This window comes from Pantoea sp. JZ2 (assembly GCF_035191405.1).
GTDB lineage: Bacteria > Pseudomonadota > Gammaproteobacteria > Enterobacterales > Enterobacteriaceae > Pantoea > Pantoea stewartii.
Map to the genome: position 1 here is coordinate 4,265,452 of NZ_CP045247.1, position 23,318 is coordinate 4,288,769.

Sequence of the window (23,318 nt, forward strand, 5' to 3'; positions counted from 1 at the left end):
GCCTGAATAAGGATAAAATAGCGGTTCTGGCGCTTCCCCACAAAACAAACACATCATCTGCGATGGTTAGCAGTGACAACAAGAAGGTTATCATGGCGAACAACATTCGTATCGAAGAAGACCTGTTAGGCATGCGTGAAGTTCCGGCGGATGCTTACTATGGCGTTCATACTTTGCGTGCGATTGAAAACTTTTACATCAGCAACAGCAAAATCAGTGACATTCCTGAGTTTGTTCGCGGCATGGTGATGGTGAAAAAAGCCGCGGCGATGGCAAACAAAGAGCTACAAACCTTACCGCGTGATATCGCCAACACCATTATTCAGGCCTGCGATGAAGTGCTGAACAACGGTCGCTGCATGGATCAGTTTCCGGTTGATGTTTATCAGGGCGGCGCAGGCACCTCGGTGAATATGAATACCAATGAGGTACTGGCGAATATTGGTCTGGAGCTGATGGGGCATCAAAAAGGCGAATATCAGTACCTGAACCCGAACGACCACGTAAATAAATGCCAGTCCACTAACGATGCCTATCCGACGGGTTTTCGTATTGCCGTTTACAGCTCACTGCTGAAACTGCTCGACGGTATCAGTCAGTTAGCGGACGGGTTTCAGCGTAAAGCGGATGAATTCCAGACCATTTTAAAAATGGGTCGTACCCAGCTACAGGATGCGGTGCCGATGACGCTGGGCCAGGAGTTCCATGCCTACAGCGTTCTGCTGAATGAAGAGACGAAAAGCATTTTGCGCACTGGCGAACTGCTGCTGGAAGTGAACCTGGGCGCAACCGCTATCGGTACGCGCCTGAACACGCCGGACGGTTACCAGCAGCTGGCGGTGCAGAAACTGGCGGAAGTCAGCAACCTCGCGGTCGTGCCCGCCGAAGACCTGATCGAAGCCACTTCAGACTGCGGTGCCTATGTCATGGTGCATTCATCGCTCAAACGCCTGGCTGTCAAACTGTCGAAGATCTGTAATGACCTGCGCCTGCTTTCTTCCGGCCCACGCGCGGGCCTGAACGAGATTAACCTGCCGGAGCTGCAAGCCGGTTCCTCCATCATGCCTGCCAAAGTGAATCCGGTGGTGCCTGAAGTCGTCAATCAGGTGTGCTTCAAGGTGATTGGTAACGATACGACGGTCACGATGGCGTCGGAAGCCGGCCAGCTTCAGCTCAACGTCATGGAGCCGGTCATCGGTCAGGCGCTGTTTGAATCGATCAGCATTCTGACCAACGCCTGCTATAACCTGCTGGAAAAATGCGTCAACGGTATCACGGCGAACAAAGCGGTCTGCGAAGCCTACGTGTTTAACTCCATTGGGATTGTGACCTATCTGAACCCCTATATCGGCCACCATAATGGTGACATCGTCGGTAAAATTTGCGCCGAAACCGGCAAAAGCGTGCGCGAGGTGGTGCTGGAGCGCGGCCTGCTGACCGAAAGCGAGCTGGATGATATTTTCTCTGTGCAAAACCTGATGTATCCGGTTTACAAGGCGAAACGCTATACCGATGAAAACGAACAGTAAGGCGTAATTGCGCTTACTGGTGTAAAAGGCACATCGTAATCAAAACGATGTGCCTTTTTGTTTGTTAAAAGGATGGGTTTGCTTTTCGGCTCATCATCATTTCGGGAGTGGCACATGTTCCTGGTTGAACTGTTTATCGTGGTACTGGCGATCTGGCTGGGCGCGCGTCTTGGCGGGATCGGGATTGGCTTTGCGGGCGGCATGGGCGTGCTCATCCTGACGCTTGGCTTTGGTATGAAGCCAGGCGCCATTCCGTTTGATGTGATTGAAATCATCATGGCGGTCATCGCGGCGATTGCGGCCATGCAGGTTGCTGGCGGCATGGACTACCTGGTCAGCCTTGCCGAACGCCTGCTGCGTCGTCATCCCCGTTATGTCACCTTTCTTGCCCCGCTGGTCACCTATGTGATGACGCTGCTGGCGGGCACCGGTCATACCGCCTTCTCTACCCTGCCGGTCATCGCCGAGGTGGCGAAGGAGCAAGGCGTGCGTCCTTCTCGTCCGCTGTCGATGGCGGTTGTCGCATCTCAGGTTGCCATTACCGCCTCGCCAATCTCGGCGGCGGTCGTCTTCTTTGCCACGCTGCTCGAACCGCGCGGCGTAAGCTATATCATGCTGCTGGCCATCGCCATTCCGGCTACCATGGTTGGGCTGTTTCTTGCCGCGCTGGTCACTAACTTCCTGGGAAAAGAGCTGAAAGATGACGCCGTTTATCAGGCTCGCCTGGCGAAAGGCGACGTGGCCCTGCGTGGGGAAACCGTCTATCACGCCAGACCTGGCGCCAGAAAGTCTGTCCTGCTGTTCCTGGTCGGGATTGCTGCCGTGGTGATCTATGCGACCATTACCAGCGAAAGCGTAAACCTGATCGTCAATCCGCCCCTGCCGCGCAACGAAGCGATTGTGGTGTTTATGCTCACTATTGCCACGTTGATTAGTCTGACCTGTAATATTGACAGCGGCGCGATTCTGAGCGCCAGTACGTTTAAATCCGGTATGAGTGCCTGCGTCTGCGTCATGGGCGTAGCCTGGCTCGGCGATACCTTCGTCAAAGCCCATCTGGCTGATATCCAGATGCTGGCGGGGGATACCTTAAAAACCTATCCGTGGATGCTGGCGCTGGTATTGTTCTTTTCTTCGATGCTGCTCTATTCTCAGGCATCAACCGCGAAAGCCCTGCTGCCTGCGGCGTTAGCCCTTGGCGTCACCCCTTTGACAGCTATCGCTTCTTTTGCCGCCGTGTCAGCGCTGTTTGTGTTACCGACCTATCCCACACTGTTAGCCGCCGTTGAGATGGATGACACTGGCTCGACCCGAATCGGTAAGTTCGTGTTCAACCATGCCTTTATCATTCCCGGCGTGCTGGCCATCACCCTGTCTGTCGTGTTCGGCTTTATTTTTGGTGGGCTGCTGCTGTAGTCCCGACCGCACAGTGAACATGCTATCATCGACGCGATTTTCAACAGGAGCCTCATGATGAATGCCGTTGTCATCCTCTGCACCGCCCCTGACCAGGCGTGCGCGCAGCAGCTTGCCACCCAGGCGCTGAAGGCCAGACTGGCCGCCTGTGTCACCCTTTTACCGGGTGCCACCTCGTACTACGTCTGGCAGGGCCAGCTGGAGCAGGCCAGCGAAGTTCAGATGTTACTCAAATGCGATACAGCTCATCAGCAGGCATTGCTCGATCTGCTTAAGCGCTCACATCCTTATGACGTACCAGAACTGCTGGTGCTTCCGGTTCAACATGGAGACAGTGAATACTTGTCATGGCTGCACGCATCGCTCGCTTAATTACCCTGATACTGGCCCTGTTTATCTGCCTGCAGGCGCAGGCAGACCTGTTTGCCCCCAAAACCACCAGCCGCTTTTTGCCCGTCGACCAGGCTTTTGCTTTTGATTTCGACCAACAGGGCGCACAGCTCAATCTGCACTGGAAGGTTAAAGACGGCTACTATCTCTACCGCCAGCAAATCAGGGTCGTCGCCAACAATGCGCGTATCGCGCCTGTGGCCTTGCCAGCGGGTCAGCCACACGAAGATGAATTTTTTGGTAAGAGCGAGATTTATCCGCAGAACCTGAACGTGCCCGTCACGCTGCAACAGGCCGCCAGGGGCAGTACGCTGAGCGTGACGTATCAGGGCTGTGCTGCCGCTGGCTTCTGTTATCCACCTGAAACGCGCAGCATTCCACTCACGCCCGTTGTCGCCAGCGCGGATGCAGACTCAGGGGAGCGCCCGCCCGCCACCGCCAGCCCGCTCCCCTTTTCGCCATTGTGGGCGTTGCTGATTGGTATCGGTGTGGCATTTACGCCCTGCGTCTTACCGATGTATCCCCTGATTTCGGGCATTATCCTTGGCGGTAAGCGTAACAACTCGCTGGGTCGCCTGTTCGCGCTGGCCCTGGTTTATGTGCAAGGAATGGCGCTTACCTATACCTTGCTCGGCGTGACAGTCGCCGCGGCTGGCCTGCGTTTTCAGGCGGCCTTACAGCATCCCTATGTCCTGATCGGTTTATCCGTGCTGTTTGTAGTGCTGGCCATGTCGATGTTTGGCCTGTTTTCGCTACAGTTACCCGCCAGCGTACAAACCCGTCTGACGCTGTGGAGCAACCGTCAGCAGGGCGGCTCACTGCCCGGCGTTTTCCTGATGGGCGCGCTGGCAGGTTTAATTTGTTCCCCCTGCACCACCGCGCCGCTCAGTGCCATCCTGCTCTATATCGCACAGAGCGGTAACCTGCTGGCGGGTGCCGGTACATTGTGGCTGTATGCCATCGGTATGGGCTTACCGCTGATTGCCGTGACGCTGTTCGGTAGCCGCTTCCTGCCTAAAAGCGGCCCCTGGATGCAGACCGTCAAGGAAGGGTTTGGGTTCGTTATTCTCGCGCTGCCGGTTTTCCTGCTGGAACGGGTGCTGGGTGAGCTGTGGGGCGTGCGCTTATGGAGCCTGCTGGGCGTCGCCTTTTTTGCGTGGGCCTTCAGTGCCAGCCTGCGCGCCAGCGGCGGCAAATGGCGCATCGTGCAAATGCTCATGCTGATCGCCGCCCTGATCAGCGCTCGCCCTTTGCAGGACTGGGCGTTTGGCAATGACGCGCCACAGCAAACTGTCGCGCACCTTCCCTTTCAGTCTGTTCAAACGGTTAGCCAGTTAGATCAGGCGCTGCAACACACACAGGGCCGCATGACGATGGTGGATTTGTACGCGGACTGGTGCGTGGCCTGTAAAGAGTTTGAGAAGTATACCTTTAGCGACAGTGCGGTACGTGCCAGTCTTAAGGATGTCCAGCTGTTACAGGCTAACGTCACGGCGAACACGGCTACCGACAATGCGCTGTTGCAGCATCTTCACGTGCTGGGGCTGCCCACGATTTTATTCTTTGATGCTCAGGGAAAAGAAATTCCCGGTTCACGTATCACCGGTTTCCTGAAGCCAAAGGATTTTGACGAACATTTGCAGAAACTGCGTGAGTAAACAACACTGGAACCTGGACACAGCCCGTTGACCTGAACGGGCCTGCATCGCAGAGGAGAACGGTTTGCAACGTGAACAGATACTTGACCATGCATTAAATGTGCTTGAACAAAATGGCTTAGCGTCCACCTCGTCGCTGAAAATCCTGGCCGAAGAGATGCGACTCAGCGAGCAGCAACTTGAGCAGTTCTGGGCTGACCGCGACGCACTGCTCTACGACGCATTGCAGTTTCATGCCCAGCAAATCGACAGCTGGCGACAAGAGGTATTACAAAACAGCGCACTGCGACCCGAACAGAAGTTAATGGCGCGCTACGAAGGGTTGAATGAGCATGTCACCAAGGGACGCTTTCCCGGCTGCCTGTTTATCGCCGCCTGCAGCTTCTATCCGCATCCCGATCAACCCATTCATCAACTGGCAGAAAAACAGAAGCGCGCCTCCTGGGAATTTACCCACACTATTTTAAATGCGCTGGGTCTGGATAACCCGAGTATGGTGGCTGATCAAATGGAGCTGGTGCTGGAAGGCTGCTTAAGCAAGCTGCTGATCAAGCGCAATGTGCAGGATGTGGATGTCGCTAAACGTCTGGCGGAAGATATATTAAGCATTGCCCTGTGCCGTAAAAATGGCGCACTGGCGTGAGTTTCAACGCCTTTGACTGAAATTCAGGCAATCAGTCACGTTTTGCAGGGTTTTTTCATGAAAGCCGTTGACGGCCTGCGGCCTTTACGGTTTAATGCGCCCCGTTGCCCGAATAGCTCAGTCGGTAGAGCAGGGGATTGAAAATCCCCGTGTCCCTGGTTCGATTCCGGGTTCGGGCACCAAAATTTGAAACCCTCGCTTCGGCGGGGGTTTTTACGTTTTAGCACTCATAATGCGCCTTAGCACCGCAAGAAAGTGAATTTTCTACGTTCATCATGACCAGTCGCCCTTTCTGCATGACAGCCTGCCTGTGATAGCGGTTGCATTCGCCATCTCCTCCTCTGTAGTCATGCGCCCTTTCCTGTATTGGATTCAGAGGCGTTGCCTTTTAACAAGAAAAAGCGATGAAACATTTTTCACTGTTCAGGATTCGCCATGAACGCTTCGACCAGCATCAACATCGGCCTGCTGCTGTTCCCCGCAAAGACGCCTGGCGACACAAAAGCGGCGGCCAGGCTGGGTGATAACCGATTGGCGTAAGCGATGGCTTTCAACTGTGCGACAACAAACGCTGTCACTGCCGCAACCAGAAAGCCACCTGTCACCTGACCCGCATGTCGTTGATTTCCCCCCTGCTCACCGCTTCGTGACGCACGGGCATCGGTAAGAATGAAAAGAACATGCCCATGTTACTTACACTCAGAGAAGCATGTCGGGCTGACATCGTGCTGCTCAGCACGTTGAAGGCGCGTCTCTACGTCGAGCATTTCGGATCCCTCTGGCAATCCAGAGCTGAACTAAATGCGTTTTTTCATGGCGAACATGCAAAGACACCTGGGTGTGATCTTCAGTATGCTGGCGTTATCTGATACGTGGCAGAAACGGAGCGGCCGACGAGACGGATAAGCGTTATGGACAGCAGATATTTTCTGAGGTCGTCAGCACGATTCGGGCGCGTGGCCATAACTTCCACTCAGACGTGCTGAGAAGTTACACCCGGGCCTGCCAGTGCTGTGACGCGTCGGGAATAGTGCACATTAAAGGAAGCGCTTTTACGACAGCGACTCAGCAGGTTGCGTCGGCTATTCCGGGCCTGAAGGTCAATGCATAACGCCATCTCCAGCCTCGCCTTACGTTTGCACGCGGTCATCTTCGTTATGACGTTCACGATCAGGCTGCGGAAATGAATGCAATGCCTGCCAAGCATCGGGGACCGGCGCGACAGTGAAAACGCGGCCCCTTTTCAGAATTGCGACATTTGACCCAACGTGGAATAGCAAAATACTGACGCGATAACAGAGCCCCCTACGGAAATTCACCTCGCCAAAATATGCGCCATTTCCGTCGAGGGCCCGACACTGAATGACAAAGCCGGAAGTTAAAAAAACCGTAATCTGAACAGCATATACAACACCAGATAAGCCACTCTGGCATTCACATTCATGACGTGGTACTTCACTTTCTCGCTTCTGTTTAATAATGCCAGTACGTTTGCCGGATAGCGTTTCTCTTTGATGCGTTTGATACTTTTCCGGATTTCATTAATGTTAAGCGTGGTGTAATACATGGCGGTAACGATTTGCATATCGAGGGTGAGCTTACGTTTGGTGACACCGGTAGAGAAAAGCGACAAATCCTCGTTTTTATATTTAACAAATAACCTTTCATACAGATCAGTCAGGTAACGCTTACGATCCAGCAATTCTTCATACGGGACGCGTCTTTTCGACAGCGAGTTTTCCACATCATCATAGTGATAAGATGCACTGTCAAAAATAAACAGGTTATCGACATAGTAAAGACAGTTGAGATTAAACAGCAGGTCTTCACTCATCGATATCCCTTTAGTGAAGCGGAGCTGGTGATCCTCAAGCAACTTTCTTCTGTAGCACTTGTTATGGAGATAGCCAATGTTATCACTTAACTCAAGCTCATCCAGCACAGCAGGAATAGACTGATGGCCGAAATGGCCGTAGGTGGAAAGGCTACCCACGCGCGAGCACCTGAGGTTCCCCACCAGTAAATCAACAGGTTGTGATACGCTCGGAGAAAGGTGCTGATGAAACATAGCCAGAAAGTCATCATCCACCCAGTCATCGGCATCAACAAAAATAACGTATTCTCCCCTAGCCACTTCCAGGCCTGCATTTCGCGCTGCGCTGACGCCGGCATTACTCTGCGAGATAACATTAAAATTTTTATAGTGTTTAAATTCATCAAGAACAGAGGCGCAGTTATCTTTGCTGCCATCATTCACCAGGATAACTTCATAATCTTTGCATGTCTGAAGGAGAAGACTTTGCAGGGTACGCATAATCGTCTTTTCAGCATTATAAACAGGTATTATTATACTGAATAAATATTTATCATTCATTTCAAAACCTCGTAACCAGCCCTAATGCCTGCCGCCCTTAAAAAGGCGAAAAAGATAATGAAAATAAAAGCCTTTCCTTTTCCTGATAACCGAAAAGAAAATAAGCATCTAATTATTTATTAACCCACTCTAAGATTATAAAAGCGCGAAATTAAACTGACCGTAAACGGGCATTATTCGGATCATGAAGATACGCTTTCATTTTTATTAAGCGATAATTAAAAAAAACGAACAGGCAGGGTACATCCTCCCGCCACATGGCAGGATATTAACGTTACTCACGCGCAGATAAAAAACGCGTTATATTAAAGATGCCGTTCAAGACGTTTTATTTAAACGCCTTACAACGCATATCTTTAAGAAATATCTGTATCACCGCCCAGAAAAGAGCGAGCGATTAATAAGAAACCACAGTTTTCCGGGTTGAATGAATATTTTGTGAATCTTCATCATCGGCTGCCCACGGAAGAAATAGTTTAACAGCGTAAAGGCCATAAACTCAGTAATCACCACACTTATGGCACCGCCAGTAATGCCGAAGACTGGCACCAGTGTCACCGTCGTGATCAGACATACCGCCAGCACACAGAACGTTTTTTTGATCAGGTAGCGATAGCCATTGTATTTAATAATGAAGCGATCCATGACGCTGCTTAGTACACCAAACATGGCGCCGATGCTTAATAACACCATCGGAGCAATCGCTTCGGTGTAAGCTGCGCCGTAAAAATGCCGGATAAACCAGGGGCCGATCAGGGCAATACCGCCGATAACGGCCCCCGACACGGCAATGACCATTAGCTGTAACTTCTGCGCGCGGACAATCGCCACATCAGGATCACGTTCGGCAAACAACGCGGGATAAAACGAGGCAAGTAAAGCGTTGGGTAAAAAGACCCAGGCCACCGACAGCGTCATCGCGACAGAAAAGATGCCCGCCTCTTTTAACCCTAAGAACCATGAAACGCTGAGCTGGTTAAGCCGGGTATAAATCGTAATCGCAATCACCGACAGCACCAGGGATCGTCCGGCCTGCAAAATATAACCGCTGTAACGTCGGATATGAGTGAGTCGGGGAAGCGGCGGCTTCTCATGCGTACGTCGTTGGTGCCAGCTAAACACACAGAGTTTGATCAGGAAAGGAATGAAGGTAGCCAGCACAATGGGAATGGCCAACAATTCCGGTTTGAGCTGGAACCAGGAAATCCCATAACGGATAGCCAGACTGATCAGGAGACCGGTAAGGTTAGCCATCACGTTCAGCTTCGCATTCAACACCGCTTCATTGTAGATATTAACCAGATCGATAGCCGAGAACAGACAAGCCAGTGCCGCCGCGCAGATAAAGACAAACGCTTGCGAGTTCATCTCTTCCCGCATCACCACAATGCCAATGGTAGAGAGCACACAGTAAAGGCTAAACACCAAAATGACAGCCGGCACCATAAGGCGGATGCCAGAACGGTGATTCTGGGCAATGCGCTTGAGCAGGATGACGTCGCAGCCCATCATCGCCACAGACTGGATAAACTGAAATATCAGCATGGAAATGGCGATCACACCAAACGTGACAGGCCCGACGTACTTAGCGACGAAGGACGTTACAAACATCAGGCCAAATACCGCAACCAGCTTCTCAATGATCATCCATAACGAGTTTTGCAGCTTTTGTTTCACGAACGCGCCCTCAACAGAGTCTGTACGGCATGACGCAGCCCCGACACCAGGCGTGGAGACAGGTAGAAAAGCGTAAAATAAAGGCTCCAGGCGTCTGGGAGTACGCCCGCGGCAATATAGGCACGATAGTTTTGCCGGTAAAGTTCAATATACTGCCTGACGAATGCCGCGCTGAACGTCCCACTATACAGGGCTTTATAGATGTGCGAGGCCGTGACCTTCAGAAATAAGAAGTAGTAATAGCGTTCCTGCGGCCGTAGCAAGACGCGTTTAATCCCTGTAAAAGCCCGGACGTAAGTGAAGTGTTTTTCTTTGAGCGCCGAGCGCGTTGCCGAATCGTGTGACTCAACATAGTGGTAGACGACCCGAGGGCTGAACACGACCTGTCCCTGCGGGGCACCGGACAGGTAGCTGATCACAAACAGCAGATCTTCAAAGTTGAAGATATCTTCCCGAAAGCGTAACTGCTGCTGTTGCACGATCGTCCGGCGGAAAAACTTGTCACAGATACCGTGTTTCGGCGTGTGGTAGAGCAGTTCACCGATCGCCTTATCAGCGCGCAGAGTGCGCAGTGCGGTCTCTTCAGGCTCCCCGGACAGCGGCTCGCCGTCATGAGAAAAGGTGCGGGATTCGCCTACGGCCAGAATGACGTCTTCATTCATCAGCCCCAGCCAGATATCCAGCACACCTGAAGGCAGAAAGTCGTCGGCATCGATGAAAGAGAGGAATGTGCCACGCGCAGCATCCAGACCGCAGTTACGTGCCGATGAAACGCCGCCATTGGGCTTATCTATAATCTCTACGCCAGGATAATTCTGGTATTTTCTCATTAGCTCAAGTGAATTATCACTTGAACCATCATTGACTAAAATAAGCTGGCAATGCTCAGCATGAGGTTGCTGAAGAATACTCTCGACGCAACGTTCAATAAACATCGCGCCGTTATAAACAGGCACGATAAATGACACTAAAGGGGCGTGTTGATCATTAAACATATAACCTCTGGTGTGACATATTTATTAAAGTGTAGCGCAGGGAAAGTGTCGGTTAGTTCCAGCTATTTTTATTCGTAAAAATTTTTCGCTACTCTAAATCAGTCATCTGTATGCACATCGCCAATTTTTGTATCAAAATATGTATAGCATGAAACCAGAAAATAAAAGACAGCATAAACATGAAGATGACATCAAAACTAAGAGTATTCTGTAATTTAAAAATGGCGTTACTGAACCCTGCGGAAATACAGAGATCCTGTCTGTGATACTCTACTCAGGCGCGGACCGTTTCCGCAATAAGCCACCTTCGCAATGTAAAGCGTAAAGAGAACATTCAGACAATAGCCAGTGAAGTGAAAAATGGAAGACACTTTTCCCGGAAAAAATTAATAAGAACTTCCTTATAAAAATCGACATATTTCAGATGACACATTAATAAAAAACAACGCGTGTCCAGTAAAAATAAATAAATATGCCAGAAGAAACAGAAGTGTTTAATTAACGTTTAACTTTTTGGGGCATATAAAAAATCTCAGCGCCTGAAAATATGCGTGGACTGGCACACCCCGGGGCTGCATGGACTGGCTTTCTGCGGTGAGATTGATTCCGCCCGGGTCGCGGAGAGAATCGCTAAATATGCTTCCGGCATTGCCTCTTCGTTCAACGGCGACCGAGGAAGCCGTGCGATCAGACTGGTAACCTTATCGTCATTGCTTTCCGGCGGCTCCGTCTGCCCACGGTTATCATGGGCAGCCGCACGCATCCCCGTCGTCCTCAGTCGCTGGCGTGCCGGTGCTCAGCACATCCCGCACAGCCGCCACATCCTGTCTTACGCGATGAGGTGAGCGGTGCGGAAACCGGCTTCGTGCGCGCACGTCCACCTGCGTGGCGCAGCAGGCTAATGACCAGACCGTTAAGCACGACCACACTCATCAGGCACAGCGCGCTAAACCCCGGATGCAGGCGAAAACTGACACTCTGATAAAACAGCGTAGCAACGGAGTACGCAACGTTCAGGCCCCAGAAAAAGGAAAACAGCATCCAGTTTTTCCCGGCTTCCCGGGCTATTGCGCCCATCACCGATACGCAGGGAACGTAGAGCAACACAAACAGCAAATAGCTGTACGCTGCGAAGCCGTTGCCGAATTTCGCACTCATCACGCCCATTTGCGTCGCATTGATTGTACTGTCACCTTTACTCGCTTCAATAGGGTTGGCCAGCGCACGCAGGCTGAATGCGCTCTTCAGGCTGTCACCGGTTTCTTTCAGCGCGTCACCTAACTCACCCGACAGCGAAAAGTCCTGCGGGCGAAACGCGCCGCTTTGAACATCTTCGCCGACATAAAGGCTGTTCAGCGTACCGACCACGACTTCTTTCGCCATGATGCCTGTCACCAGCCCGACCGTGGCCTGCCAGTTGTCTGATGTCACGCCGACAGGTCGCAGGGCTGGCGTGACGACTTTACTCACAGTAGCCAGCGCAGAATCATTGATATGGTCTACGGTTGCCCCACTAAACGAAAAGTTGCTGAGTAATCCGATCACCATGCTGACCACAATAATGACGCGACCTGCGCGCACGATAAACATCTTTAAACGTTGCCAGGTCTGGATCAGCAGGCTTTTCACATGGGGGCGATGGTAGACCGGCAGCTCCATAAGAAAAGGTGACGCTTCGCCGCGCAGCAGCGTATTTTTCAGGATAAGCCCAGTGACGATGGCCACGATAATGCCCAGCACGTACAGAGAGAAAACCAGGCTGGCGCGCCAGGCGCCAAAAAAGGTGGCGGCGAAAACCGCAAAAATCGCCAGCCGCGCACCGCAGGACATAAAGGGCGCAATTAGCACGGTAAGTAAGCGCTCACGGGGTGTATCCAGCGTACGCGTGCCCATTACTGAAGGCACGTTGCAGCCAAACCCGACAATAAGCGGTACAAAGGATTTTCCCGGCAAGCCCAGCGACTGCATCAGGCGATCAATTACAAACGCTGCACGCGCCATATACCCCGAGTCTTCAAGAAAAGACAGAAACAGGTACATCAGGCCGATCTGGGGCAGAATCGGCAACACCGTGTTAATCCCGGCCCCTATGCCCTGCGCAAGGAAGACCGTTACCCAGTCGGGAAAGTGGCAGGTATAGCCCAGCCACTGCGCGCCATGAATAAACAGCGCCACCGATCCGCTGTCGAACAAAGGCTGGAAGGCTGCACCGATGTTAATTGACAGCACAAACATCAGATACATCACGCCCAGAAAAACCGGTATTCCCAGGAACCGGTTCAGCACAAGGTTGTCCAGCCACTCAGTCAGCGCAGCGGGTGCGGCTTTATTGAGGTTACAGACCGCGGCGCAGAGCGCGTTGATAGCCTGATAACGACAGTTCACCACATGCATTGCCGGATCGCCGCCCGCCGCCTGCCTGATCGCCGGCAGTTGGGGGACGACTGTGGGACAGATGCGCTGACTGTTAATGTCACCCGCCAGCAACTGTAGCGCCAGCCAGCGCTGCTTTTGCCTGGCGATGTCCGCAGGCATCATCGTTTGCAGGCGCGCGATGGCCGTCTCAATTTCACGAGGATAAACCAGAGGTTGTGGCGGTCTTTCTCCCTGCCAGTCGTCAATGGCGCGTTTAAGCGAGGCGATGCCTTCGCCACGTGTTGACGTCAGCGCCACGACCGGGCACCCCAGCCGGGCTGACAGCGCTGCCCTGTCGATGATGATATTCTGGCTGAGCGCGATATCCTGCATGTTTAACGCCACGATACAGGGCATGCCCAGCTCCAGTAGCTGAAAAGTCAGGAAAAGATGACTCTCCAGGTTTGAGCTGTCTACCACATTAATCACCAGGTCGGCGTGATCCTCAAACAGATACCCACAGGCGATACTTTCATCGATGGCGCTGTCCGCCGAAAGCGTTGTAAGCGAGCGCGTGCCTGGCAGATCAACCAGCCGTACATCCGTTTCAGCCGTAAAGAACTGCCCTTCCTTGCGTTCTACCGTCACGCCCGCCCAGTTCCCTACGCGCTGGCGGGCCCCGGTAAGCTGATTAAATAACGTGGTTTTACCGGTATTCGGGTTGCCGATCAGACCCAGGGTTAATGTTCTCATCAGCGGACTTCTTCCAGCAGAACCGAAGCCAGATCGCGTTGCCGCACCGCCAGACTGAGGCGACGCGTACGGATATGAACGGGATCACCCAGTGGTGCAGTACGGATAACGTCAATCAGCGTGCCGGGCAGCACGCCCATGGTTAGTAATTTTTGCCGCCAGGCGGGATCAACAGAAGGCTGGTAGCCTCTGACACGATAGGTGGTGTGTGTTTTGATTTTCACAGATATATCCCAACCGTTAACAACTAAGGCAGGAATTATACAAATGATAACTATTCTTGTTTCTTGATCTGGATGGGGGTGATGCGCAGGATAGCGACAAAAACACGCTGATATGCCATTTCACCCTGACGGCCCGCTCGGGTTAAGGGCCATCCGGAAAGAAGCATTACGGAAGATTGTCAGAAACGTCCCTCAGCGGCAAACAGGCTGAGCGGCCTCAGCGGTGGGCAAATAACGCCATACCTATTTTCAGCCCCCTGTCTGTGAAGCACGGCTTATACAGCGAAGACGGACACAACGTCAGATTGCGGTCACGTATGAGGGCAGCGAAAAATAATAACGCGTAAATGTCTCATACAAGCCTTCATCTTATTATTGCGCGAAAAAAACGTAACTCCTGGTACATTTCTGCATAAACGGCCCCTTGACCATCCCGTTTTTGTGACTATGCCAACCCCTTAAAAAAACACGCTTTTCCTGAAAGCGTCATTTTATTTTTAAACTAATCGTTATAGATCACATTATTTATGGCGTCACTATTAAGGTAATCCGTTAAATACCGATATACCTGTATCCACGTTTATCAGGTATCACCGCCATGTTTAAAAACCTTAAAATTACAACGGGCATTATTGCCGTATTGTTTTTGTTCAGTGCGCTGTTAATGCTTACCGGGTCGCTTTTTTATTCGTCTGTCAGCCAGGCGGGACGCAACTTTTCTCACACTGAACAACTGACGCTACAACAACAGCAACTGAGCGACAGTGTGCAGACGCTGATAAAGACGCGTGTCACCGTCAGCCGGGTGGCTATTCGTTTTCTGAAAAACCAGAAGGATCCGGCATCTCTGGCCTCGATTGCCACACTGCTGGACACAGCGAAACAATCTGCTGAAAAAGCCGATGAGTATTTTTCAGCCTACAAAGCCGCCCCGCCCTTACCCGGACAGCATGCGGAACTGACCCAAAACGTGCAGACGGCTTACAGCAAAATGCACGATACCATGCTCGCGTCGGTCGAGTTCCTGCGAAATAACAACTATCAGGCTTACGGCAATCTTGATGCACAGGAAGCGCAGGATCAGCTGGATAAGGCTTATCAGGCCTGGCGGAGCGCTAACTATCAGCTGATGAAGGAAATCGCCGCAGAAAACGATCACAACTACACCAATATGCTGTGGACCTTGCTGATTATCGCAGTTATTGCTCTGGTGACCGTTGCCAGCGTATGGGCTGGCCTGCGGACACTGCTGCTGAAACCTCTGACTCTGGCAACCGACTACATGCGCGCGATTTCTGCCGGGGATCTGACCCGTGAGATCGCCAGCGACAGTCACAATGAAACAGGACGGCTCCTCAGCCAACTGGAAGAGATGCGCAGCGCGCTGGTGGTGACGATTCGTTCTGTCGATGATGCGACGCAGTCCATTTTCACCGGCGCAGCAGAAGTATCGGCCGGCAGCATCGACCTCTCTGCCCGCACCGAGCAACAGGCAGCCGCACTGGAAGAGACGGCAGCCAGCATGGAGCAACTGACCTCGACAGTAAAACTGAACGCGGAAAATGCACAGCAGGCCACCGCGATGGCGAATGATGCCGCGGTGATGGCGTCGCAGGGCGGCCAGATTGTGGCGAAGGTGATTTCCAATATTGAACAGATCAGTGAAAGTTCCAAACAGATTGCCAGCATCATCGGCATTATCGACAGCATTGCGTTCCAGACGAATATCCTGGCGCTTAACGCTGCGGTCGAAGCCGCGCGCGCAGGCGAACAGGGGCGCGGTTTTGCTGTGGTCGCCGGTGAGGTGCGTTCACTGGCGGGACGCAGTGCAAGCGCGGCGCAGGAGATCCGCACGCTGATTGAACAATCGACGCAGCGTGTCAACAGCGGTTCGACTCATGCCTCAGAAGCGGGTGATGTCATGGGAAGCATTGTGCATTCCGTTAACAGCGTGACCCAGTTGATGGCTGAGATTGCCTCGGCCTCGGCCGAGCAGACACGCGGTATTGAACAGGTGACGAAAGCGGTATCGGAAATGGACGGCGTCACGCAACAAAACGCGGCGCTGGTAGAGGAATCGGCCAGTGCGGCAGCCTCACTGGAAGATCAGGCTACGCAGTTACGTCAGTCGGTCTCCGTGTTTAACACGGGCAGAAAGCCGACCACAGGTCTGGCGACGTCCCGCAGCACAGCTTTGAAAAAACCCGTTATGACGCCTGTGCCTGCCGCACCGTCAGCGGATAACTGGCAGTCATTCTGATCGACCTGCCGCGGAGCGATGCCCTGCTCCGCGGCAAACGGCTTCAGGCGCGGTGGGCCATATCAACGACCTTCGTTTCACTGCCCCAGTCGGCGTCAAACACAGAAGAAACCAGGGCTGGATAAACGCCCGTAACAGCCACATCAACCAGTCCCAACGCCACAAAGGGATCCTCGGTCAACCTGTCGCGAACAGCCTGCTCATCAGAGGCGAGAAACAACACAACGCCGCCCTGCTGATTTTCCAGCGGTCCGGCCAACACCACCTCGCCCGTCTTGATGTGCTCCACCAGCCAGCTTTTATGACCCGCGCTGTGTTTTTCACGTTCGGCGGTGGCACCACGATAACTCAGCGTAACAATGTAAAGCATAAGGTTCTCCTGTGGATTACAACGCAAGTGACTGGATGAGCGTGCTGGCGGCATTAAACGCGTTGCCGATTTCACGCTGTTGAATGGCTTCCCCTTTTGAAGCCCCTTCTGCACGGATAACATGAATATGCTCAACGCCTAAAAACCGAAAAAATGCGGCCAGATACCGTTCCTGAAAATCCCACTCTTCAAGGGAACCGCCGTGGTAAAAGCCGCCTCGCGCCGAGGCCACGATCACGGTTCGCCCACCTGACAATCCCACCGGGCCTTGTGCCGTATAACTGAATGTTTTGCCTGCCTGCGCGATCCGGTCCAGCCAGGATTTTAGTTGGGCAGGCACCGAAAAGTTGTACATCGGCGCACCGATGACTATCACATCACTGGCAAGAAACTCCGCCACCAGCAGGTCAGATAAGCGATGCTCTTTTGCTATGTACTCACTGACGTTGTCGTCGTTTCCCGCCCTGAAACCTGCCGCGATGGCCGCGTTAAGAGGACGGATTTCCTCGGCCACGACATCACGGTAAGTCGCCTGAGCAGCGGGGTACTTTGCCAACAGTTTTCTGACGATGTCCGCGGTAAGCTGCCGGGTAACCGACGGCGTCTGGAAAATACTGGCGTCAATATGAAGTAATCTGTTCATGGGATTCCCCTGAGAGTGATGGTGCTATGACGATGGAAGGGTTCTGGCCGCGCGATCGATAAACGCAGCCACCTGTTCAGGATGTGAAACCAGCGATAAATGACTAGATGCGAGACGCTGAACGCGTGCGCCAATATGCGCAGCAATGTCAGACTGGACACGGGGCGGCAGCGCCCGGTCTTGCGTGGTCAACAAATACCAGGTGGGTTTGCTTTTCCATGCCGCTCGCGTCACCTTGTCAGTGAAAGCGCTCGCCGCAACAGGTTGTTGTACCGCAGCCAGTTCGCGCACCCGCGCACCAGGCACGTCGCCGGCCAGCATTTCACCAAACTGTTGGGCATTATCCAGCCAGATCATCCCGTGTTTATCCGGCCTCATTTCCGTCATCGGGGCATGAAGTCGTTGCAACAGCCCGGCAGCAGATTCATTACTGTCGGGCACCAGCGCAGAGAGAAAAACCATGCCCCTTACGCGCGAATCGTTGCCAGCATCAGCCACTACCACACCGCCCCAGGAATGCCCAACCAGCAGCACCGGGCCTTGCTGACGCGCAATGACCGCCTCCGTCGCCTTTACATCATCCTGCAATGAGGTCAATGGATTCTGAACGGCGGTGACGTGATAACCTTTGTGCTGAAGGCGTGAAATCACCGCCCGCCAGCCTGAGCCGTCAGTAAACGCCCCGTGGACTAAGACGATGTTTTTCACCGTCGCCTGCGCAGCGAGCGGCACATTCAATAACGTCAGCCCCAGCAGCACCGCATGCTTTAATCTTTTCGCCTTACTGCTCTTTCGCCGCATCTCGCCTGTTCCTGTGGTTGTTTTCATGCGGACCATGGTAGATCGGGCGAAAAGAGCGTGTAAGATGGCGAATAAGACAACTAACAGGCAAAACTCGCCATAAGGAGTGACTGGCTATGCGCATAGCGATTGTGGCGCTGGAAGGCAGCCTGCCTTCTGCCGTCAACGGCTTTTGTGACACCTTATGGATTGCGCGCCAGGTGATTGCGTCTCGCCCCGATACTGCGGCGCAACTGACCCGCGCGCCGCTGGAGGTCCAAATCGTAAGTGCTGATGGCCAGCCCGTGCGCGATGCGCAGGGACGATGGCTACATGTCGATGCTGATTTCAGCCAGGCAGAGGCGTCAGATATCGTCCTGGTCGGGGGAATGGCGTTGGGCCGCGATCGGTTTCCGCACCATCCGGAGGCGGTCATACAGGCGGGGACCTGGATAAAAAAAATGTACCATCAGGGTGCCATCGTCGGTGCCGCCTGCGCGGGCTGTCTGGTGCTGGGCGAAGCGGGGCTGCTCAGTCGTCGGCGTTGTACCACCACCTGGTGGCTGTTTCCGACCCTGCGGGAGCGCTATCCGGATGCGCGTCCGGTATGGGGACAAACGCTCGAACAACAGGAAAATATCATTACTACAGGTGGCCCACTCTCGTGGAGCGCGCTCACGTTGCATTTGCTGCACAGGATACTGGGAGCGAACGTGTCCAGACAGGTTGCTGATATGGCCGTTGCCGATGCCCAGCCCGTGTCGCAACGTTTGTATGCGCCGCCCGGGTTTATTAACACTCAGCACCCGTTGCTGATGCGGGCGGAAGAGATTATTCGCTATCAACAGCCAGGCATCACGGCAGAACGGCTGGCCTCTGCGTTACATACCAGCGAACGTACGTTGCACCGTAAAATGAAAATGCTGACCGGCGAAAGTCCTAAGGCGTTTATTACCCGGGTCCGCATTGAAGGTGCCTGTCTTCTCCTGGAGAACCCCACCGTAAGCATCCGTAAGGTGGCCGCCGATTGTGGCTATTCTGACGAAAGCAGCTTTCGCAAAGCGTTTAATCAGGTGATGGCGATGACACCCGCGCGTTATCGACAGTGGATTGCCGCCAGAGCGGCGCCCGCAACGCGTTAATCAGCGTAGCGCATGCAGCGCTGCCCAACTGGCGTCTTTGATTTGGCCGTCTTTAGCAAACAGCAACGGTCCGGTGGCCAGCTCATCGCTTGCCTTCGGCGTCGCCGCCGTCCGGTGGGGCGTGTCCCAGACACCCCACGTGAGCACTGCGTCGACACCGGCTTCCAGCACAAGCGAAAGATAGCGCTTATAGGTGCTGGCGACCGCCATGGCGCGGCGCGCCATCGGCAGGCGGCTGTCATCAACATCCAGTTCGGTGATATACACGGCCAGGCCCAGCGCTTTCACTTCACGAATAAATGTCGCCAGTCCCGGACCAGACGCATACTGCGGACCGGCCTTGAGATGAGACTGAATGCCCAGCGCACCAATGGGGATCTGTCTGTCCTGCAAATTGCGTAGCAGCGCCAGCACAGCGTCGCGTTTTCGTTGCGCGTTGTCATGGTCGCTTTCCAGCCCGTAATCGTTATAGCAAATGACGGCGTGAGGATCGGTCTGATGCAGCGCGTCACAGGCGATATCCAGATAACGCGTCCCCAGACGTTGATACCAGAAACTGTTGCGCCATCCGCCAGGCAAACCGTCAGACAGGTTGATAATCTCGTTCGCCACGTCCCAGCTCTGTATCTGTCCCCGATAGCGCCCCGCGACGGTATGAATATGGTCTCTCAACACTTTTTCCAGCAGCGTGGCATCGCGAATCGCCAGCAGCCAGTCCGGCACCGCGCGGTGCCAGCAAAAGGTATGCCCGCGTAGCAGCAGGCCCTGCGCTCTGGCAAAGGCGGCAAGCGTATCCGGGCCAGAAAAATCGTAGCGATTCTGCTCAGGCTGAACGACCACCCACTTCAGCGCGTTTTCCGGAACAATAATATTGGCCTGGCTGGCCACAAACTGCCGGTAATGCGCATCGGACCGCAAACGCTCGGGCCGGACCGCGAACCCAAACAGAAGATGACGCTGCGCGGCTATGCGCTTTAAGGGGGGGAAAGCCGGTTCGGCCGCGAAGGCCGGTATCGGCAATGCGGAACCCAGCAACAGCGCCGCGCTGCGTTTTAAGAACCGACGTCGCGGCGTGGATGTGAAGCCAGACAGATTATGAGGTTTCATCAGTGCCACGTCTCCTGTGACGTTTTGCCCGATCATCGTGAAGGTCGCATCACACCAGCCCGGTATTCTTATAACCCCAAGCCCTAAGGCCCGTCAGCTACGATTTTGTCCACGTCGGTAAAGCCAGATTTCTGAATGTAAAATCCCTCGCTTTACGGTATCGGGTTTTCTGGCATTCGCGGGGCTGTGTGCCTGCACGTTTCAGGACGGGCGCTGCCGTGCCAGCGGTAAAAGTGACCTTTGCTACCTTGTTATGCCGCACTGGCTGACAAACCGAATGAAAAGCTGTCGATTTACCTTTGCTAAGCTGATAAGTACACCTGATACGTTTAATAAAGGAGAATGCTATGACGCAGCCTAAAACCCGCCCCCTCGGCAACAGCGGCCTCTCTGTGCCGCTTCTGACCTTTGGCGGCAATGTCTTTGGCTGGACGGTAGACGAGAAAACCTCGTTTTCTCTGCTCGACGCGCTGGTGGAAAAAGGCCTGTTCTTTATCGATACCGCCGATGTCTATTCACGCTGGGCGCCCGGCAATCAGGGGGGCGAATCCGAAACCATCATCGGCAAATGGCTGAAGAAAAGCGGTAAACGCGACAGAATAGTGCTGGCGACCAAAGTCGGCATCGAAATGTCACCGGAGAAGCAGGGACTGAAACCTGGGTATATTCGCCAGGCCGTCGAGGACTCGCTGCGCCGTCTGCAAACCGACGTGATCGACCTCTATCAGGCGCATCGCGATGATGAAACCACGCCACTGACCGACACGTTAAGCGCCTTTGACGCTCTGATCAAAGCCGGCAAAGTCCGGGCTATTGGGGCCTCCAACTACAGCGCCGCGCGACTGCAGGAGGCGCTGGACATCAGCAAACAGCATGGGCTGGCGCGTTACGAAACCCTGCAACCGCTCTACAACCTTTACGACCGTGAAGAATATGAAAGCGAGCTGGAGCAGGTAGCGCGAGAGAATCAGCTTGGCGTGATCAACTACTACGCGCTGGCCAGCGGCTTTCTCAGCGGCAAATATAAAAAACCGCAGGATGCCAGCAAGAGCGCGCGCGGTCAGGGTATTGTAGATAAGTACCTGAATGAACGCGGTAAACGCATTGTTGAAGCGCTGGAAGACGTGGCGGCGTCACATGATGCGTCAGCCACGCAGGTGGCGCTGGCCTGGCTCATCGCGCGCCCGAGTATTACCTCCCCTATCGTCAGTGCGACCTCCTTGTCGCAGCTTGATGAACTGGTCAAAGCCACTGAGTTGACGCTGAGCAAGCAAGAAATTGAAGAGCTGTCCCAGGCCAGCAGGCCATAAAACCTCCGGGGATGCCGCGGCATCCCTTTTACTTTGCCTCGCAATAAATGCCTTTTTAGCTATAAAAATATTCATTCAGCGATAACTGTCACAATTGCGTTAATTCCTTACCACTTTGCAGTTACATACGCACAGATTTGCAAAAATTGACATTTAGTCAGCATTATTCTCTGCCCTGTCTTTTCCTGTCATTTCATAAAGAATAACGCTGATGAATACAAAAAAAGCAGTGCAGTTTATGCCTCGCCTGGCCGCTGGCAGCCTGATGTTTGCGATGCTGAGCGCCTCCGCGCTGGCCGCCGATGCCTTTAGCTATGACTCACCTTACCTGTTTGGCGACTGGGGCGGTAACCGAACGCAGTTAGAAAACGACGGCATTAAGTTAGATGTTAACTACACCATGGAAAGTGCCGCCAATCTGGGTGGCGGAGCTGACAGCCATACCTCGATGCGCTACAGCGACCAGTGGGCGTTTGGTGCCAATTTCGATCTGCAAAAACTCCTCGACTGGCAGGATACGCAGTTCCAGGTCACCATTACCGATCGCAATGGCCGCAACATCTCCGATCAGGTGGCCGATCGCCGCACCGGGATGCTCTCTTCTACCCAGGAGGTGTACGGTCGTGGCCAGACGTGGCGCCTGACGCAGTTCTGGTTAAGCAAAGGCCTGTTCGATAACACGGTCAATCTGAAAGCCGGACGCGTTACCGTCGGCGAAGATTTCGATAACTTCGACAGCAAGTTCCAGAACCTGGCGTTTGGCAGCGGCCAGGCCGGTAACTGGCGCGGCGATCGCTGGTTTAACTGGCCGGTTTCGCAGTGGGGCGGCAGGCTAAAAGTCAACGTTACGCCTGAGGTGTTTTTCCAGGTCGGTTTCTACAATCAAAACCGTGCGAATTACGACCGTGGCGATGGTTTCCGGCTGGATACCAGCAACTCAGAGGGGAATCTGGTGCCGGTCGAGTTAGGCTGGAAACCGACGTTAGGCCCCGACAAGTTGCCGGGTAACTATCGTATCGGCTATTACTACTCGTCCGCAAATGGCGACAACTATGGCAGCTGGCGTGACGGCGCTTACCAGCGCAAAAATCATGCTTACGGCGGCTATGTCCTGTTGCAGCAGCAGTTGACGGCGCAGGGCGGCGATGCCAGCCGGGGTCTGGGCGTGACGGTTCAGGCGGTGATGAACGACCATAAAACCTCGAAAACCGATAATTATCAGTCCGTCAGCTTCACCTGGAAAGGACCGTTCGATGCCCGTCCGCAGGATGAGATTGGCATCGGCGCGGCGCGTATTCACGTCAACAGCGCCTACACGCGTTCGCTGCGTGAACAGAACGACGCCAGCGGGCAGACCGATTTTAACAGCCCGACCTATCTGCCTGTTCAGGACGGTTCGGAGTACAACTATGAAATCTATTACAACGCGCAGCTGACCAAATGGCTGCAACTGCGTCCTAACCTGCAATACGTTGTTGCGCCGGGTGCCGTTAGCGACGTGAAAGATGCCTTTGTCGGCGGAATCAGCGCTAACGTGAATTTCTGATCCGCCCTTCAGACCTGCCCGCAGGGCAGGTCTGCTTTCCCGCCTGCCCTGACGCTTTCATCCCGTACCTGCTCTGTTGATTCGCCTCAGTTTTCCGCAATTTTTTGCAAGCCATGCCCCACTTCACGCGGTATAACCTCATCCAT

General features: G+C 53.7%; 19 protein-coding genes and 1 tRNA gene. 10 read left to right on the forward strand and 10 right to left on the reverse strand.

Going from position 1 to position 23,318, the window contains the following annotated elements; all coding sequences use genetic code 11:
• Positions 1–92: 92 nt before the first annotated feature.
• The 6 genes from aspA (at position 93) to GC087_RS20620 (ending at position 5,818) form a co-directional block, all read left to right on the forward strand.
• Positions 93–1,529: an aspartate ammonia-lyase gene (aspA, locus tag GC087_RS20595; RefSeq protein WP_033739147.1), complete on the forward strand. Its 1,437-nt coding sequence runs from the start codon at positions 93–95 to the stop codon at positions 1,527–1,529.
• Between the two features lie 114 nt (positions 1,530–1,643).
• Complete coding sequence (locus tag GC087_RS20600) at positions 1,644–2,945, forward strand: anaerobic C4-dicarboxylate transporter (RefSeq protein WP_058707930.1); 1,302 nt, start codon at positions 1,644–1,646, stop codon at positions 2,943–2,945.
• Positions 2,946–3,002: 57 nt separating this feature from the next.
• The gene (gene cutA, locus GC087_RS20605) at positions 3,003–3,317 is read left to right on the forward strand and encodes a divalent cation tolerance protein CutA (RefSeq protein ID WP_006121705.1); all 315 of its coding nucleotides are present in this window, start codon (positions 3,003–3,005) and stop codon (positions 3,315–3,317) included.
• A complete protein-coding gene (locus GC087_RS20610; RefSeq protein WP_058707929.1) occupies positions 3,293–4,993 on the forward strand; it encodes a protein-disulfide reductase DsbD in 1,701 nt (566 codons plus the stop codon). Before cutA ends, GC087_RS20610 begins: the two co-directional genes overlap by 25 nt.
• A gap of 64 nt (positions 4,994–5,057) precedes the next feature.
• Positions 5,058–5,636: a division control transcriptional repressor DicD gene (gene dicD, locus GC087_RS20615; protein ID WP_006121703.1), complete on the forward strand. Its 579-nt coding sequence runs from the start codon at positions 5,058–5,060 to the stop codon at positions 5,634–5,636.
• A gap of 106 nt (positions 5,637–5,742) precedes the next feature.
• A tRNA-Phe gene (locus tag GC087_RS20620) sits at positions 5,743–5,818 on the forward strand.
• Positions 5,819–6,052: 234 nt separating this feature from the next.
• Here GC087_RS20620 and GC087_RS20625 read toward each other — a convergent pair.
• From GC087_RS20625 to GC087_RS20650, 6 genes are all read right to left on the reverse strand, one after another.
• Complete coding sequence (locus GC087_RS20625; RefSeq protein ID WP_033739138.1) at positions 6,053–6,241, reverse strand: hypothetical protein; 189 nt, start codon at positions 6,239–6,241, stop codon at positions 6,053–6,055.
• Between the two features lie 773 nt (positions 6,242–7,014).
• On the reverse strand, positions 7,015–7,950 hold the full coding sequence (locus GC087_RS20630) for a glycosyltransferase (protein ID WP_324029204.1): 936 nt from the start codon (positions 7,948–7,950) through the stop codon (positions 7,015–7,017).
• Positions 7,951–8,382: 432 nt separating this feature from the next.
• The gene (locus GC087_RS20635; RefSeq protein WP_058707861.1) at positions 8,383–9,687 is read right to left on the reverse strand and encodes an oligosaccharide flippase family protein; all 1,305 of its coding nucleotides are present in this window, start codon (positions 9,685–9,687) and stop codon (positions 8,383–8,385) included.
• Positions 9,684–10,682, reverse strand: a complete 999-nt coding sequence (locus GC087_RS20640) for a glycosyltransferase family 2 protein (protein WP_324029206.1) — start codon at positions 10,680–10,682, stop codon at positions 9,684–9,686. The genes GC087_RS20635 and GC087_RS20640 overlap by 4 nt, the downstream gene beginning before the upstream one ends.
• A 774-nt stretch (positions 10,683–11,456) precedes the next feature.
• Positions 11,457–13,790 (reverse strand): Fe(2+) transporter permease subunit FeoB, encoded by a 2,334-nt coding sequence (gene feoB, locus GC087_RS20645; RefSeq protein WP_263757121.1) that lies wholly within the window; start codon positions 13,788–13,790, stop codon positions 11,457–11,459.
• Positions 13,790–14,014 (reverse strand): FeoA domain-containing protein, encoded by a 225-nt coding sequence (locus tag GC087_RS20650; protein WP_110268055.1) that lies wholly within the window; start codon positions 14,012–14,014, stop codon positions 13,790–13,792. Before GC087_RS20650 ends, feoB begins: the two co-directional genes overlap by 1 nt.
• 598 nt (positions 14,015–14,612) lie before the next feature.
• On the opposite strand from GC087_RS20650, the gene GC087_RS20655 reads away from it, so the two are divergent.
• Positions 14,613–16,274, forward strand: coding sequence for a methyl-accepting chemotaxis protein (locus GC087_RS20655; RefSeq protein WP_058707857.1), 1,662 nt, complete (start codon positions 14,613–14,615; stop codon positions 16,272–16,274).
• 43 nt (positions 16,275–16,317) lie between these two features.
• Here the strand turns inward: GC087_RS20655 and GC087_RS20660 are convergent, their stop codons facing one another.
• The 3 genes from GC087_RS20660 to GC087_RS20670 are packed head-to-tail and all read right to left on the reverse strand — an operon-like array spanning position 16,318 to position 18,088.
• Positions 16,318–16,644 (reverse strand): YciI family protein, encoded by a 327-nt coding sequence (locus GC087_RS20660; protein WP_324029209.1) that lies wholly within the window; start codon positions 16,642–16,644, stop codon positions 16,318–16,320.
• Between the two features lie 16 nt (positions 16,645–16,660).
• Positions 16,661–17,287, reverse strand: a complete 627-nt coding sequence (locus GC087_RS20665) for an FMN-dependent NADH-azoreductase (RefSeq protein ID WP_054688366.1) — start codon at positions 17,285–17,287, stop codon at positions 16,661–16,663.
• 24 nt (positions 17,288–17,311) lie between these two features.
• The gene (locus GC087_RS20670) at positions 17,312–18,088 is read right to left on the reverse strand and encodes an alpha/beta fold hydrolase (RefSeq protein ID WP_039339004.1); all 777 of its coding nucleotides are present in this window, start codon (positions 18,086–18,088) and stop codon (positions 17,312–17,314) included.
• Positions 18,089–18,204: 116 nt separating this feature from the next.
• Between GC087_RS20670 and GC087_RS20675 the strand changes: the two genes are divergently transcribed.
• Positions 18,205–19,209, forward strand: a complete 1,005-nt coding sequence (locus tag GC087_RS20675; protein WP_324029211.1) for a GlxA family transcriptional regulator — start codon at positions 18,205–18,207, stop codon at positions 19,207–19,209.
• On the opposite strand, the gene GC087_RS20680 is transcribed toward GC087_RS20675, so the two are convergent.
• The gene (locus tag GC087_RS20680; RefSeq protein ID WP_058707853.1) at positions 19,210–20,316 is read right to left on the reverse strand and encodes an endo-1,4-beta-xylanase; all 1,107 of its coding nucleotides are present in this window, start codon (positions 20,314–20,316) and stop codon (positions 19,210–19,212) included.
• Positions 20,317–20,663: 347 nt separating this feature from the next.
• Here GC087_RS20680 and GC087_RS20685 point away from each other — a divergent pair, with 347 nt between their 5' ends.
• On the forward strand, positions 20,664–21,626 hold the full coding sequence (locus GC087_RS20685) for an aldo/keto reductase (RefSeq protein WP_058707852.1): 963 nt from the start codon (positions 20,664–20,666) through the stop codon (positions 21,624–21,626).
• Positions 21,627–21,837: 211 nt separating this feature from the next.
• Positions 21,838–23,172, forward strand: a complete 1,335-nt coding sequence (locus GC087_RS20690; RefSeq protein ID WP_033739112.1) for a carbohydrate porin — start codon at positions 21,838–21,840, stop codon at positions 23,170–23,172.
• Positions 23,173–23,318 lie beyond the last annotated feature (146 nt).

What these genes read in the sequence shown, in the direction of transcription:
- aspA (WP_033739147.1), top strand. Translation starts at nt 93, where the DNA reads ATGGCGAACAACATTCGTATCGAAGAAGACCTGTTAGGCATGCGTGAA.
- GC087_RS20600 (WP_058707930.1), top strand. Translation starts at nt 1,644, where the DNA reads ATGTTCCTGGTTGAACTGTTTATCGTGGTACTGGCGATCTGGCTGGGC.
- cutA (WP_006121705.1), top strand. Translation starts at nt 3,003, where the DNA reads ATGAATGCCGTTGTCATCCTCTGCACCGCCCCTGACCAGGCGTGCGCG.
- GC087_RS20610 (WP_058707929.1), top strand. Translation starts at nt 3,293, where the DNA reads ATGGCTGCACGCATCGCTCGCTTAATTACCCTGATACTGGCCCTGTTT.
- GC087_RS20630 (WP_324029204.1), bottom strand. Translation starts at nt 7,950, where the DNA reads ATGCGTACCCTGCAAAGTCTTCTCCTTCAGACATGCAAAGATTATGAA.
- GC087_RS20640 (WP_324029206.1), bottom strand. Translation starts at nt 10,682, where the DNA reads ATGTTTAATGATCAACACGCCCCTTTAGTGTCATTTATCGTGCCTGTT.
- feoB (WP_263757121.1), bottom strand. Translation starts at nt 13,790, where the DNA reads ATGAGAACATTAACCCTGGGTCTGATCGGCAACCCGAATACCGGTAAA.
- GC087_RS20655 (WP_058707857.1), top strand. Translation starts at nt 14,613, where the DNA reads ATGTTTAAAAACCTTAAAATTACAACGGGCATTATTGCCGTATTGTTT.
- GC087_RS20660 (WP_324029209.1), bottom strand. Translation starts at nt 16,644, where the DNA reads ATGCTTTACATTGTTACGCTGAGTTATCGTGGTGCCACCGCCGAACGT.
- GC087_RS20665 (WP_054688366.1), bottom strand. Translation starts at nt 17,287, where the DNA reads ATGAACAGATTACTTCATATTGACGCCAGTATTTTCCAGACGCCGTCG.
- GC087_RS20670 (WP_039339004.1), bottom strand. Translation starts at nt 18,088, where the DNA reads ATGCGGCGAAAGAGCAGTAAGGCGAAAAGATTAAAGCATGCGGTGCTG.
- GC087_RS20675 (WP_324029211.1), top strand. Translation starts at nt 18,205, where the DNA reads ATGCGCATAGCGATTGTGGCGCTGGAAGGCAGCCTGCCTTCTGCCGTC.
- GC087_RS20680 (WP_058707853.1), bottom strand. Translation starts at nt 20,316, where the DNA reads ATGAAACCTCATAATCTGTCTGGCTTCACATCCACGCCGCGACGTCGG.
- GC087_RS20685 (WP_058707852.1), top strand. Translation starts at nt 20,664, where the DNA reads ATGACGCAGCCTAAAACCCGCCCCCTCGGCAACAGCGGCCTCTCTGTG.
- GC087_RS20690 (WP_033739112.1), top strand. Translation starts at nt 21,838, where the DNA reads ATGAATACAAAAAAAGCAGTGCAGTTTATGCCTCGCCTGGCCGCTGGC.